The organism is Gordonia sp. C13, assembly GCF_023218005.1.
Lineage (GTDB): Bacteria > Actinomycetota > Actinomycetes > Mycobacteriales > Mycobacteriaceae > Gordonia > Gordonia namibiensis.
The window spans coordinates 26173-39696 of record NZ_JALPSY010000017.1 but is presented as its reverse complement, the minus strand read 5'-3'; the positions used below and the strand labels follow the sequence as shown (position 1 = coordinate 39696).

Here is a 13524-nt window from a genome sequence, read left to right as displayed (position 1 = left end):
TGTAGATGACAGACCCTGAGAAGCCAGATCTCGAGAAGAAGACCGATCTCGAGAAGACCGTGACCGACGAGGACGCCGGCACCGGCAAGGCGGACACGACCCCGCGCGGGAAGTCGGTGCGTCGCACCGGTTCCGGTGCCGCAGTGAACGATCCCGCTCCCGAACCGCAACCCGCGGCCGGGAAGAAGGAGTTCTCGCTGACGGTCACCGCGAGCGGGATCAAGCGCGCACTCGGTGCGCTCGTCGTCATCGCCCTGTTCGCGGCCGTCGGTTTCCTCGGCTGGCGAACTTACACCTTGCAGAGCGAGGCGGATGCCTTCGCCGACGCCAAGACCGCCTCCGCAGACTTCGTCACCAAGCTCGTCACGACCCTCAACGCCGAGAACGCGGGCAACTCCAAGGAACTGCTCGGTCCGCTGTCGACCGGGGAGCTGCGCAAGCGTCTCGAGCAGGAGCGCGCGGACACCGAGCAGAACGTCGAGGCCCTCAAGATCGAGGTGTCGTCGAAGATCAGCGTCGTCGCGGTGGAGACCGTCGACAAGGACTCCGCGAAGACGGTCGTGATGGCCGAGGTGACCGGCCGCAGCGTCAAACTACCCACCGGCGGAACCAGTCTCATGGTCTTCCGGCTCGACCTGAGCAAGGAGGACGGCCAGTGGCTGGTCTCGAAGGTCGACGGCCCGCCCGGTAGCCCCAGCGGTCAGATCGATCCCTCACAGTCCTTGCCGGGTGCCGGCGGTGCACCCGCGCCGCAGCCGAGTCCGGCACCGGCGCCGGCAGGCTAGTCCGCCCCTCGCGCCCCGTTTGCTCCCTGAGGTGCGAGGAGTGTGAGCGGTTGGCCCACCACTGCTCCCTGAGGTGCGAGGAGCGCGAGCCGCTGGGCTGAGTAGCGACGAAGGAGCGTATCGAAGTCGACGAGCCACGAAGGGCCGGCGAGCCGAAAATGTCCGCCACCGGCCATCTTCAGTCGCGGACGAGGATCGCCACCGGGTGGTCGGCGCGCGCGGTGTGCAGGTCGACCGTCGAGTCGTGGACCGTCCCGCTGCGGACGTCACGCCAGCGAGCGCCGCGCGGCAGCTCGATGACGGTGTCGGCCGCCGATTCGGGCTTGAGGCTGTGGGTGAACCGCGCGGTGACCACGACGACCTCGGGGGCGCCGTCGGATCCGCGGCTGAAGGCGATGGCGTGATCGGAGGCCGGGCCGTCGACCGGCAGGCGATCGTACGTGCTCGACGGGCCGAAGGCCTCGGGGTGCTCGGCGCGGACACCGAGTGCGGTCCGGACGAGCGCGGCCTTCGGATGTTCCAGTGGCCGAGCGAAATCCACCTGCCGCCGGTTGTCCGGGTCGACGAGCGAGTCCTCCCACCATTCGGTGCCCTGATAGATGTCCGGGACGCCGGGTCCGAGGATTGCGATCGCCTTACGCGCGAGGGCTTCCTGCTGGAAGGCCGGGGTGGTCCGGTCGACGAGTTCGCGCACCGCGGTCGCGATCGGTTCGGAAGTGACCTGGTCGATCCAGCGCTCGATCGCCTCTTCGAACTTCTCGTCGACCTCGGTCCACGTGGTCCTGAGTCCGGCTTCGCGGCATGCCTTCCGTGCGTAGTCGACGATGCGCCCACGCAGTTCGTCGGTGACCTTGCCGTCGACCGGCCAGACGCCGAAGATGTTCTGCAGCAGGAAATAACACGCCAGGTTGTCCGGGATGTCGGTCCCCAGCCAGACGCGTTCGATCAGCAGCGACCACCGTTCGGGAACCTGGGAGAGCACGGCGATCCGGGCTCGGACGTCCTCGCCCCTCTTGGTGTCGTGCGTCGACGTCGCGGTCATCGCCAGCGGCCAACGCCGGGCGCGTTCGGCATTGTGGTCGTGGAACTCGTTCAGCGACACCGCCGGATTCGCCGGATCGCCGCCCACCTCCTGCGCCGACACCAGGCGGGCCGTGCGGTAGAAGAGGCTGTCCTCGACGCTCTTCGCGGTCACCGCACCACAGGTCTGCGCCAACCGTGAGGCCGCGGCACCGGGGCTCCGGGTGGCGCGCATGATGGCGTCGAGTGCTCGTGTCAGCGAAGGGTTCTCGGCGGCGATCCGCACGGCGGTCGTCTCCAGGCGTGACCGCAGGGACGGATAGTCGGCGCGGTAGACACCGAGCGCGGCGATCAGCTCGGCACACGCATCGGCGATGGCCTCGGAGTCGGCGGCCGGGTCGGAATGGGTGATCGTCCGCACGAGTCGTCGGAGTTCGGTGGGGAAGGACTCACGCAGCGTCGTCAGCTTGCGCTGATGTTCCACCGATGCGAACCACGTTGCATCGCCGGTTTCCCCGGTGATGTGCTCGTTGAGCTCGGTGAGCTGGACGACGCCCGACGGTGCCACGAACAGTCCGTCGATGATCCGCAGCTGGTCGTAGCCGGTGGTGCCCTCGACCGGCAGCGTCGGCTCGAGGGGCTCGTCCGGGGCCAGGATCTTCTCGATGTAGATCAACCGGTCGTCACCGACGTCGGTGCGGAGTGTGCGGAGGTACTGCTGGGGGTCCCAGAGTCCGTCCGGATGATCGACGCGCACACCGTCGATGAGGTCCTCGGCGATGAGCTCTCGCAGCCACCCGTGTGTCGCGTCGTAGACCGCGGGGTCCTCCTGCCGGAGGCCGGCGAGCTCGTTGACGGTGAAGAACCGGCGGTATCCGATGAGTCCGCTGTTCCACGGCACGAGCTTGTAGTGCTGGCGCGCATGGACTTCCGCGGGGCTCCCGTCGCCGGTCCCGGGGGCGATCGGGAAGGCGTGATCGTAGTACCGCAGGTTGCCCTGCTCGTCGATCTCGAGCGGGCTCAGGTCGCCGTCGGCGGCGACGACAGGTAGAGCGATCTTGCCGTCGGCGCCGTTGTCGTCGCTGAGGTCGACGTCGAAATACGACGCGTAGGGCGACCGGGGGCCGGAACGGAGCAGGTCCGCGAACCACGGGTTGGCGAGCGCATCGGCCACCCCGGTGTGGTTGGGGACGATGTCGATGATGATGCCGAGCCCGCGATCGGTTGCCGCGCGGCGTAGTTCACGTAGACCGTCGATGCCCCCGAGGACGTCGGACACGGCGGGCGGCGGGAGCCAGTCGTAGCCGTGGGTGGACCCGGCTGCGGCCGTCCCGATGGGGGACAGGTAGACGTGACTGACCCCGAGCTCGACGAGGTGATCCAGGGTCGCGGTGACGTCGGCGAATCCGAAGTCGCCGTTGAGCTGGAAGCGGTAGGTGGCCCGCGGCGTCGGACGTGTGTTCATCGTGTCTTGCCCGCCGTTCTCAGGACGTCGCCCGCAGCACGAGCACCGACCGGCCGCCCACCGTCACCGACTGACCGAATGCGGCGGTCAGATCCGAGTCGCCGGTCGGATGGGTCGTGTCGAGTTCGCCGACCCACTCGGTGCCGTACTGCTCCGGCGGTAGACGGAAGTCGATGGGCTCGTAGTGGGCGTTGAAGCAGATGAAGAACGAGTCGTCGACGACCCACTCGCCACGCTCGTCCTTCTCACCGAGCCCCTTCCCGTTGAAGAACACCGCGAGGCTCTTGCCGAATCCGCTGTCCCAGTCCTCGGACGTCATCTCCACGCCCGCGGGGGTCAGCCACGCGATGTCCCGAGCCTGATCGCCCCATCGGATCGGCTTGCCGCCGAAGAAGCGTCGACGACGGAACACCGGATGCGCGGTGCGCAGGGCGATGGCCTTGCGGGTGAACTCCAGCAGGTCGGCGTTCTCCTCGGCGAGAGACCAATCCACCCAGGACAATTCGGAGTCCTGGCAGTACACGTTGTTGTTGCCCTGCTGGGTGCGTCCGATCTCGTCACCGTGGGCCAGCATCGGCGTGCCCTGCGACAGGAACAGCGTCGCCAGGATGTTGCGCTGCTGTCGTGCGCGCAGGGCGTTGATCTCGGGATCGTCGGTCGGTCCCTCGACGCCACAGTTCCAGGACCGGTTGTGGCTCTCCCCGTCGCGGTTGTCCTCGCCGTTGGCCTCGTTGTGTTTCTCGTTGTACGACACCAGGTCACGCAGGGTGAAACCGTCGTGGGCGATGACGAAGTTGATGCTCGCGAGCGGGCGCCGGCCGGTCGCCTCGTAGAGGTCCGACGATCCGGTGAGCCGGGAGGCGAACTCGCCCAGCGTCGACGGTTCGCCGCGCCAGTAGTCGCGCACCGTGTCGCGGTACTTCCCGTTCCACTCGGTCCACAACGGCGGGAAGTTGCCGACCTGGTAACCGCCCTCGCCGATGTCCCATGGCTCGGCGATCAGCTTCACCTGACTCACCACCGGATCCTGTTGCACCAGATCGAAGAACGCCGACAGGCGGTCGACGTCGTGGAGTTCGCGGGCCAGCGTGGAGGCCAGGTCGAAGCGGAAACCGTCGACGTGCATCTCCAGGATCCAGTAGCGCAGCGAGTCCATGATGAGCTGCAGCGTGTGCGGATGCCGTCCGTTGAGGCTGTTGCCGGTGCCCGTGTAGTCCATGTACATCTCGGGGTTGTCGTCCACGAGACGGTAATAGGCGGCGTTGTCGATCCCGCGGAAGGACACCGTCGGACCGAGGTGGTTGCCCTCGGCGGTGTGGTTGTAGACCACGTCGAGGATGACCTCGATGCCTGCATTGTGGAACTCCCGCACCATCGCCTTGAACTCGGTCACCGCGCTTGCGGGTTGATCGGGGTTGGACGAATACTCGATGTGCGGGGCGAGGAACCCGAAGGTGTTGTACCCCCAGTAGTTTCGCAGGCCCTGGTCGCGGAGGGTGAAGTCCTGCATGAACTGGTGCACCGGCATCAGTTCGATCGCGGTGATCCCCAGCGACTTCAGATGGTCGATGATCACCGGGTGACAGAGGCCCGCATAGGTGCCGCGCAGGTTCTCGGGTACGCCGGGATGAGTGGCGGTCATGCCCTTGACGTGAGCCTCGTAGATGACCGTCTGGTGATAGGGGCGGTTGGGTGACCGGTCGTTCTGCCAGTCGAAGTACGGGTTGATGACCACCGAGACCATCGTGTGTCCCAGCGAGTCGAGTCCGGGCATCGGGTACTCGGGCGCGGGCTCGATCTCCGGAAGAGGTTCGAGCTCAACCGGGTCCGCGTCATCAGCGGCTTCGATGGCCTCGGTGACCTCGCCGTCGGCTGTATCGCCGGCCGCGGCATCGCCCTCGGTTCCGGTGTCGCCGGCGTCGGCGTCCACCTCACCGGCATCGGTGTCCTCGGGGGCGGCCTCGCTGTCCGTGTCGACGCCCATCGCGTCGCCGCTCTCCGTACCGCCGCCCTCTGTCTCACCTGGGTCCGCCGCGGCTTCCTCGCCGGAGTCCTCGGTCGAGGCCTCGGCGTCGTCTGGGGTCGGCAGCGGATAGGAGAACAGCGAGGCGTCACCGTCGAAGTCGCCGTGGAAAGCTTTGCCGTACGGGTCGAGAAGCAGTTTGCTCGGGTCGCATCGCAGTCCCCGCGCAGGGTCGTAGGGGCCGTACACGCGGAAGCCGTAGAACTGTCCCGGCACCACGTTCGGCAGGTAGCAGTGCCAGCAGTAACCGTCGACCTCTTCGAGCCGGATACGCCGTTCCTTGCCGTCCCGATCGATGAGGCACAGCTCGACGGCCTCGGCGACCTCGGAGAACAGCGAGAAGTTCGTTCCCGCACCGTCGTATGTCGCTCCGAGCGGATACGGGGTACCCGGCCACACCGGGATGGGTGCGGGTTCGGGTTCGACGAGCGCATCGGCCTGGACCGGGTCGTCCGGCATGGGCACCGGCGGGGTGTCGGTCGTGCTCGGGTCCGGTTGTTCACCCTCGGTCGGCGAAGCGTTACTGCCCACCTGTGGAGACGACGTCATGGGTCGACCCTAGTCGTGTTGCGTCAGGCGGTCATCTCGGACAGCGATCATCCGCCCGAAACGGCCGGTTGGTGGGACGACTTATACGCGGGGCTGGACAGGTTGCGAAAGACGCAGGTCACGGTACCCGTGGGCCGGTCCAGGGCAGTTGGGCCTCCATCTGCCGGCCGAGCTCGTCGGTGAGACTCCGGACAAACGTTGCCGAGAGGTGATGCGGGTCCTTGTAGACGGTGATGTTGCCGACGATCGCGGGGCAGAAGTCGTCGGTGCAGATGCCCCTCGACATGTCCAGCGGATGGAAGTCCGGTCGGGTGGCGGCCAGCTCGAGCGCCGGGTCCTCGGGGGCGAGGACGGCGGCACGGCGCGAACCGCAGCTCTCCGCGTCGCCGCCGTCGGCGAGGCAGATGGGGGTGTCGATGGTGCCCTTGCGGTTCTTCGGCCACGGCGTGTCCCGCATGCCGAACACCGGGATGCCGGCGTCGAGGAAGCGGTCGAAGATCGGGGTGTAGTCCGGCGGTACCCAGTCGCCCGGCTGATAGTCGCGCGGGCGGGTCGAATTGGTGAACACCGCGTCGGGCTTGTCGGCGATGACCTGTTCGATGACCCGCTGGCCCCAGTCGTAACACTCGGGGTAGGGGACGCCGCGCTGCTTGGGGACCTCGTTGGTCGACAGCGGGCAACCCATCTTCAGGTAGGTCTTGACCTTGAACCCGTTGCGCTTGCCGAGGGTGTCGAGCGCGGAGATCCACATCTCCGCATGCGATCCGCCGGCCAGCGCGATCGTGCGGGTGGCGTTCGGGTCGCCGTACTCACCCACGTGGATCTCGTTGTCGGTGAAGTCGCTCATGTATCCGTCGGTGGAGGTCTCCGGGTAGTCCTGGATCACTTCCAGTGCGGACGGCTGCGGGTCGAGCGCGGGGACCGGCCAGCCGTCGAGCAGTGCACGCGCCCCGGGGTACGACCGCGGGTCGAGGTTCTTGGTGTCGACGACGATGTTGTCGACGTGGTTCTCCCACACCTTGATTCCGACTCCCGCCACCACGCTGCCGAGCAGCAGGATCGCCGTCACCACCGAGGTGTAGGACAACCAACGGGAACGTCCTTCGCGGTTCCCCCGTGTGAGGGCCGCCCGGTCACCGCCGCGGAGCGGGTCCTCGACGTAGCGTTTGGTGAGCCACGCGAGACCGATCGACACCGCGAGGATGCCGACTCCCTCGAGGAAGTTCGCGTGGTTCTTGTCCCGCCAGGTCAGATAGAAGATCAGCAGCGGCCAGTGCCACAGGTACAGCGAGTAGGCGATGGTGCCCAGCCACACCGGCCAGGTGCTCGCGAGCATGCGGTTGGCGGACGGCATCTCGTCCGGCGCGGCGTGCGAGCCGTGCGGAGCCTTCTGTAGTGCGGTCGCGCCCGCCCAGATGATGAGCAGCGTCGCACCGACGGGGACGAGTGCCATCGGACCCGGGTACTCGTTGACGCCGTCGATCCACCAGCCGCAGCTGACGATGAGCGCGAGTCCGCCGATCGTGGCGAGGTTGCGCACCCAGTTGGGCACGCGCAGGCTCGGCAGCCAGATGGCGAGCAGGCCGCCGACCAGCGGCTCCCACAATCGCGAGATCGTCGAGTAGTAGTTGTAGGGCTGGTTGATCGCCATGCCGCGGTGGGCCCACCAGAACGACCCCAGCGCGACGACGAGGACCGCCGCGAAGACCAGGAACCGGATGACCCGCGGCTCGGCGAACGGGCGCGCGAAGCGTGCGAGGACCTTGAGGACACCGGCGAACGCCAGGGCGACCAGCAGGGTCAGCAGGAAGAACTGTCCCTGCATCGACATCGACCAGATGTGCTGCAGGGGACTGTTGGCCGAACTCGCGGCCAGGTAGTCCTGCGAGTTCAGCGCCAGGTACCAGTTCTGGTAGTACAGAGCGCTCGCCACGACCTCGTGGCCGACGTTGGCCCAGCGGGTCTGCGGCAGGATGACGACGGTGAGCACCGTGACCGCGAGCAAGACGGTGATCAGGGCGGGCAGGAGTCGCTTGAGCAGTCGTTTCAGCCGCGGCCACGGGTTGAGGGTGTCGCGGAAGGTGACGTTCGGTTTCTGCGCGTAGATCGCATGCCGGAGGAGCGAACCGAGGAAGAAGTATCCCGACAGGGTGAGAAAGACGTCGACGCCGCCGGAGACTTTTCCGAACCACACGTGGAAGCAGGCCACGAGGGTGATCGCGATGCCGCGTAGACCGTCGAGGTCGGTGCGGTAGGCAGGGGTCGTCGGCGTCGAGGGGGCCGACTCCGGCTCCACTACTCGAGTCGTCGATGCCACAGAGAAGTCTTTCGGGTCGGGAACGGTTTCGGCCGGGTAGCAATGTACCCGCCGAAGCTGTGAATTCCTGAGTCGTGGGGGCTGCGACACCCGGTGGACTTGGTCACCGGGTTCGGGTCGTCAGCGACGTGCTCGGGTGCGGGCGCCGTCGAGGATGATCGTCAGCCCGTCGACGAACTCGCCGGTGAAGTCGCGGCCCGACGGTTCGATGACGCCGAGGCGTTCCATCTGCGCGCGGGTCTGTTCCTCGATGGTCAGGCCGATGACGAGCTGACAGATCGCGACGCTGACGGCCTCCGCGTCCCGCAGCGAGAGCCCGCCGGCATGTCCGGCCGCGACGATGTCGGCGGCGATGGCCTTGGTGGACAGTCCGCTGGCCCAGCTCGACGACACGACCTCGGCGCTGTCGGGTACCTCCAGCAGGGCCGCGCGCATCCCGGCGGCGAGCAGGCGCAGCCGCTCGTCCCACGCCAGGTCGGTGGCCGGGATCGTGACCGCGCCGAGGATGTCGTCGGCCAGAGCGGCCAGCAGGGTCTGTTTGTTGGGGAAATGCCAGTAGAGGGCATTGGGGCGGACGCCGAGTTCGGTGGCGAGCCGGCGCATCGACAGGTCGGCCAGGCTGTGTTCGCGCAGGATGTCGCGGGCAGCGCGGAGGACGTCGGTGCGGCTGTTGCTCACGCGGTCAGCGTAGTGACCCCGATCGGAGCGGTCTGCGCGAGTCACCTGTACACCGTCCAGGCATCCCCTGTACGGTGTTCAGGAATCCTGGACGCTGTCCAGGCGATCCGGGGACAGAGCACAGGAGGAGCGCGCCGTGGACCAGGCCGAGATCAGCCGTGTCGACGCCGAGCACATCTGGCATCCCTACGGGGCGCTGCCCGCGACGACCCGACCGCTGGTGGTCGCCTCGGCGTCGGGGGTTCACCTCGAACTGGCCGACGGACGATCGGTGGTCGACGGCATGAGTTCCTGGTGGGCCGCGATCCACGGCTACCGGCACCCGCGCCTCGACGCCGCGGCCGCCGTCCAGATGGGGCGGATGTCGCATGTGATGTTCGGTGGCCTCACCCACGAACCCGCCGCGCGGCTCGCTCAACTCCTCGTCGAACTCACCCCCGAAGGGCTGCAGAAAGTGTTCTTCTGCGACTCGGGATCGGTCTCGGTGGAGGTCGCGGCCAAGATGGCGTTGCAGTACTGGCGAAGCCGCGGGGAGACGCGGCGCACCCGGCTGCTGACCTGGCGTGGCGGCTACCACGGCGACACCTTCACGCCGATGAGCGTCTGCGATCCCGACGGCGGCATGCACTCGATGTGGTCGGCGGTCCTCACTCAGCAGATCTTCGTCGACGCGCCCCCGGCCGACTTCCGCCCGGAGTACGTGGCCAGGCTGGAGGCCGCGGTCCGGGAGCACCGCGACGAACTCGCCGCGGTCATCGTCGAGCCTGTCGTCCAGGGAGCCGGAGGTATGCGCTTCCACGACCCTGCATATCTGACCGCCCTGCGTGACATTTGCGACCGTCACGGCATCCTGCTGATCTTCGACGAGATCGCCACCGGATTCGGCCGTACCGGAACACTCTTCGCCGCCGATGCCGCAGACGTCGCCCCCGACATCATGTGCGTCGGCAAAGCCCTGACCGGTGGGTACATCACGCTCGCCGCAACACTCTGCACCTCCCACATCGCCGAGGCCATCAGCGAGGGGGAGGCCGGCGGACTCGCCCACGGCCCGACCTTCATGGCCAACCCGCTTGCCTGCGCGGTGGCCGTCGCCGCCATCGAGCTGCTGCTGGAGACGCCCTGGGCCGAACGGGTGGCGCAGATCGGCGCCGTCCTCGCCGAGGGGCTGGCGCCACTGCGCGAACTCGACGGCGTCGTCGACGTCCGGGTGCACGGTGCGATCGGTGTCGTCGAACTCGATCGTCCCGTCGACATGTCCGCGGCCACCGCGGCCGCGATCGATGCCGGTGCGTGGCTCCGGCCCTTCCGCAACCTCGTCTACACGATGCCGCCCTTCGTCTGCACCCCCGAGGACGTGGCGACGATCGTCGGCGGGATCTCCGCCGCCGTACGGGCGACGCTCGGCGAAACAGTCTCTGCACCTTCCGAACTCGTGGGAGCACGGTCATGACCATCATCTCGGGACAGGCGGCGGTCGGCGGCGGCATCACGTCAGGCGCGGTCGCCTCGGGGGAGGTCGGGCTCGCGTGGCTCGCCGGTGCCGCACGCGACCGTGCCGACGCCGGTCTGCATCGTGACCCCCATGTCCGACGAGTCGGTGTCGATGCGATCAACCTCGGATCGAACGATTACCTCGGGTTGTCGACGCACCCCGACGTCATCGCCGGGGCGCAGGCCGCGGCGGCGCAGTGGGGTGGCGGATCGACGGCGTCGAGACTCGTCGTCGGAACCACCCAGGCGCACGTCGACCTCGAGAACGAACTCGCCGATTTCCTCGGATTCCCGGCCGCGCTGGCCTTCTCGTCGGGTTATCTCGCGAATGTCGGCGCAGTCACCGCGTTGGCCGGTCGCGGCGCCGGGAGCAGAGCGAGCGGGCCGAATGACTCCGGCGATCTCATCGTGAGCGACACCGGCAGTCACGCGTCGCTGATCGACGGTTGTCGCCTGTCCCGGGCGCGCGTGGTGGTCGTCGACCGCGGTGATCACGAGGCCGTGCGGGCTGCACTCGCCGACCGCACCGAGGAGCGGGCGCTGGTGGTCACCGACTCGGTCTACAGCATCGACGGTGAGCCGGCGCCCGTCGCCGACCTGTACGCCGCAGCCCGCGCGCACGGCGCGGTGCTGCTCGTCGACGAGGCCCACGCCGTCGGCGTTCGCGGCCCCGGCGGCCGGGGACTCGTTGCCGAACAGGGACTTTCCGGCGCTCCCGACCTGGTGGTCACCACGGTGCTGTCCAAGTCATTCGGGGCGCAGGGCGGGGTGGTCCTCGGACCGGAGACCCTACGGTCGCACCTGATCGACTGCGCGCGCCCGTTCATCTTCGACACCGGACTCAATCCGGCGGCGGTCGGCGCGGCTCGTGCCGCATTGCAGATACTTCGTGCCGACCCCGCGCTGCCGGACCGGTTGCGGGACAACGCTCGTCACCTGGCGCGCGCCTGCGGCGTCGACGAGCCTGCCGCCGCGGTCATCTCGATCATCGTCGGCGACCCGCAGCGTGCCGTCGAAGCGGCCGCGGCCTGCCGTGACCGCGGAGTCCTCGTCGGATGCTTCCGCCCGCCGTCGGTCCCGCCGGGAACGTCGCGGCTGCGGATCACCGTGCGGGCCGACCTCGACGCCGCGACCCTCGACCACGTCGCCGAGGTGGTCGACGCCGCGCTGCGGGAGGTGGGTGCCCGATGAGCGCGCCGACACCGTCGACCCGCGGTCGCGTCCTCGCCGTCACCGGCACCTCCACCGACGTCGGCAAGACGGTGGTCACCGCCGCGCTCGCTGCCGCGACCCACCCCTCGCTCCCTGACACGCGCACCCCCTCGCTCCCTGAGGTGCGAGGAGCGGCGACCCACCCCTCGCTCCCTGAGGTGCGAGGAGCGATAGCGACGAGCCACGAAGGGCCGGCGACCCCACAACCCCGCGCTACCACCGTCGCCGTGTGCAAACCCGTCCAAACTGGGGTCGCCCCAACCGAACCCGGTGACCTCGCCGAGGTCTCACGCCTCGCGGGGGAGGTGACCACGGTCGAGTCCTACCGCTACCCGGAGCCGCTCGCCCCGGACACCGCGGCGCGGCGTGCGGGTATGCCGCTCGCCGATCCGGCCGTCATCGTGCGCGCCGTCGACGACCTCGCGTCCACCCACGACCTCACCCTCGTCGAAGGTGCCGGCGGTGTGCTGGTGCGGTTGGGGGAGTCGGCGACCATCCTCGACATCGCCGCCGAGACCCTGGCGCCGGGCACCGATGACGGCGTCGTGATCGTCGTGGTACCCGGTCTCGGTGCCCTCAACCATGCCGAGCTGACCGTGAATGCCGTTCGTGCACGGGGACTCCGGCCCGCCGGACTCGTGATCGGCTGGTGGCCGGAGGAGCCCGACCTCGCCATGCGCTGCAACCGATCCGACCTGCCGCGGATCACGGGAGTCCCGGTGGTGGGCGTGCTGCCCGCCGGTGCCGCTGCGCTCGACCCCGCGGAGTTCCGGCGAATCGCCCCGACGTGGTTCGACCCCGACTGGCTTGCGACGCTCGCCGACCAACCGGCATCGCTCGCCTCCACGTCGTAACCGTCCCAGCCCAGCCCGAACCAAATCAGTTCCAGTACAAGGAGTTCAGCCCGTGACCCAGGCAACCGTCGATACGACCCGCGACGCACAGACATCCGACGACATCCTCGCCATCGCCCGCGAACAGGTGCTCGGGCGCGGCGAACCTCTCGACCGCGAGCAGGTTCTGGCCGTGCTGCGTCTGGACGACGATCGCCTCACCGAGCTGCTGCAGTTGGCTCACGACGTCCGCATGAAGTGGTGTGGACCGGAGGTCGAGGTCGAGGGCATCATCTCGCTGAAGACCGGTGGCTGCCCCGAGGACTGCCATTTCTGCTCGCAGTCGGGTCTTTTCGCCTCTCCGGTGCGCAGCGCCTGGATCGACATCCCGTCGCTGGTGGAGGCCGCCAAGCAGACCGCCAAAACCGGTGCAACCGAGTTCTGCATCGTCGCCGCCGTCCGTGGTCCCGACAAGCGTCTGCTGAGCCAGGTCGCGGCCGGCATCGAGGCCATCCGCAATGAGGTCGACATCCAGATCGCCTGCAGCCTCGGCATGCTCACCCAGGAGCAGGTCGACCAGCTCCGCGACATGGGGGTGCACCGCTACAACCACAACCTCGAGACCGCGCGCAGTCATTTCCCGAACGTCGTCACCACCCACACCTGGGAGGAGCGCTGGGACACGCTGCGCATGGTCCGCGAAGCCGGCATGGAGGTGTGCTGCGGCGGCATCCTCGGCATGGGGGAGAGCCTCGAGCAGCGTGCCGAGTTCGCCGCCGATCTGGCTGCCCTCGAGCCCGACGAGGTGCCGTTGAACTTCCTCAACCCCCGCCCGGGTACGCCCTTCGGCGATCTCGAGGTGCTGCCGGCGTCCGAGGCGCTGAAGTCGGTGGCCGCCTTCCGTCTCGCCCTGCCGCGCACCATCCTGCGTTTCGCCGGTGGTCGCGAGATCACCCTGGGCGACCTCGGCGCCAAGCAGGGCATCCTCGGCGGCATCAACGCCGTCATCGTCGGCAACTACCTGACGACGCTCGGTCGGCCCGCGGAGGACGACCTCGACCTCCTCAGCGACCTGTCGATGCCGATCAAGTCGCTCAACGACACGATCTGACGTCTCCGCCACTCCCGACAATCACAGACGATCGGTA

General features: G+C 68.3%; 9 protein-coding genes. 5 read left to right on the top strand and 4 right to left on the bottom strand.

What is annotated here, in order from left to right; all coding sequences use genetic code 11:
* The first annotated feature begins 5 nt into the window (after positions 1-5).
* Positions 6-785 (top strand): hypothetical protein, encoded by a 780-nt coding sequence (locus tag M1L58_RS14290; RefSeq protein ID WP_248659388.1) that lies wholly within the window; start codon positions 6-8, stop codon positions 783-785.
* Positions 786-963: 178 nt separating this feature from the next.
* On the opposite strand, the gene treY is transcribed toward M1L58_RS14290, so the two are convergent.
* The 4 genes from treY to M1L58_RS14270 form a co-directional block, all read right to left on the bottom strand.
* Positions 964-3270, bottom strand: coding sequence for a malto-oligosyltrehalose synthase (gene treY, locus M1L58_RS14285; RefSeq protein WP_248659387.1), 2307 nt, complete (start codon positions 3268-3270; stop codon positions 964-966).
* A gap of 19 nt (positions 3271-3289) precedes the next feature.
* On the bottom strand, positions 3290-5752 hold the full coding sequence (gene glgX / locus M1L58_RS14280) for a glycogen debranching protein GlgX (protein ID WP_248659421.1): 2463 nt from the start codon (positions 5750-5752) through the stop codon (positions 3290-3292).
* A gap of 208 nt (positions 5753-5960) precedes the next feature.
* Positions 5961-8138: an acyltransferase family protein gene (locus M1L58_RS14275; protein WP_248659420.1), complete on the bottom strand. Its 2178-nt coding sequence runs from the start codon at positions 8136-8138 to the stop codon at positions 5961-5963.
* Between the two features lie 141 nt (positions 8139-8279).
* Entirely contained in the window at positions 8280-8837 is a 558-nt protein-coding gene (locus tag M1L58_RS14270) for a TetR family transcriptional regulator (RefSeq protein ID WP_248659386.1), read from the bottom strand.
* A 136-nt stretch (positions 8838-8973) separates the two neighbouring features.
* Between M1L58_RS14270 and M1L58_RS14265 the strand changes: the two genes are divergently transcribed.
* The 4 genes from M1L58_RS14265 to bioB are packed head-to-tail and all read left to right on the top strand — an operon-like array spanning position 8974 to position 13487.
* Positions 8974-10290 carry an adenosylmethionine--8-amino-7-oxononanoate transaminase gene (locus M1L58_RS14265; RefSeq protein ID WP_248659385.1) on the top strand — a complete coding sequence of 439 codons (1317 nt, stop codon included), beginning with the start codon at positions 8974-8976 and terminating at the stop codon, positions 10288-10290.
* The gene (locus M1L58_RS14260; RefSeq protein ID WP_248659384.1) at positions 10287-11522 is read left to right on the top strand and encodes an 8-amino-7-oxononanoate synthase; all 1236 of its coding nucleotides are present in this window, start codon (positions 10287-10289) and stop codon (positions 11520-11522) included. Before M1L58_RS14265 ends, M1L58_RS14260 begins: the two co-directional genes overlap by 4 nt.
* Positions 11519-12397: an ATP-dependent dethiobiotin synthetase BioD gene (bioD, locus tag M1L58_RS14255; RefSeq protein ID WP_248659383.1), complete on the top strand. Its 879-nt coding sequence runs from the start codon at positions 11519-11521 to the stop codon at positions 12395-12397. Before M1L58_RS14260 ends, bioD begins: the two co-directional genes overlap by 4 nt.
* 52 nt (positions 12398-12449) lie before the next feature.
* Positions 12450-13487 carry a biotin synthase BioB gene (bioB, locus tag M1L58_RS14250; RefSeq protein ID WP_006868329.1) on the top strand — a complete coding sequence of 346 codons (1038 nt, stop codon included), beginning with the start codon at positions 12450-12452 and terminating at the stop codon, positions 13485-13487.
* Positions 13488-13524: the final 37 nt, after the last annotated feature.

What these genes read in the sequence shown, in the direction of transcription:
- M1L58_RS14290 (WP_248659388.1), top strand. Translation starts at nt 6, where the DNA reads ATGACAGACCCTGAGAAGCCAGATCTCGAGAAGAAGACCGATCTCGAG.
- treY (WP_248659387.1), bottom strand. Translation starts at nt 3,270, where the DNA reads ATGAACACACGTCCGACGCCGCGGGCCACCTACCGCTTCCAGCTCAAC.
- glgX (WP_248659421.1), bottom strand. Translation starts at nt 5,752, where the DNA reads ATGCCGGACGACCCGGTCCAGGCCGATGCGCTCGTCGAACCCGAACCC.
- M1L58_RS14260 (WP_248659384.1), top strand. Translation starts at nt 10,287, where the DNA reads ATGACCATCATCTCGGGACAGGCGGCGGTCGGCGGCGGCATCACGTCA.
- bioD (WP_248659383.1), top strand. Translation starts at nt 11,519, where the DNA reads ATGAGCGCGCCGACACCGTCGACCCGCGGTCGCGTCCTCGCCGTCACC.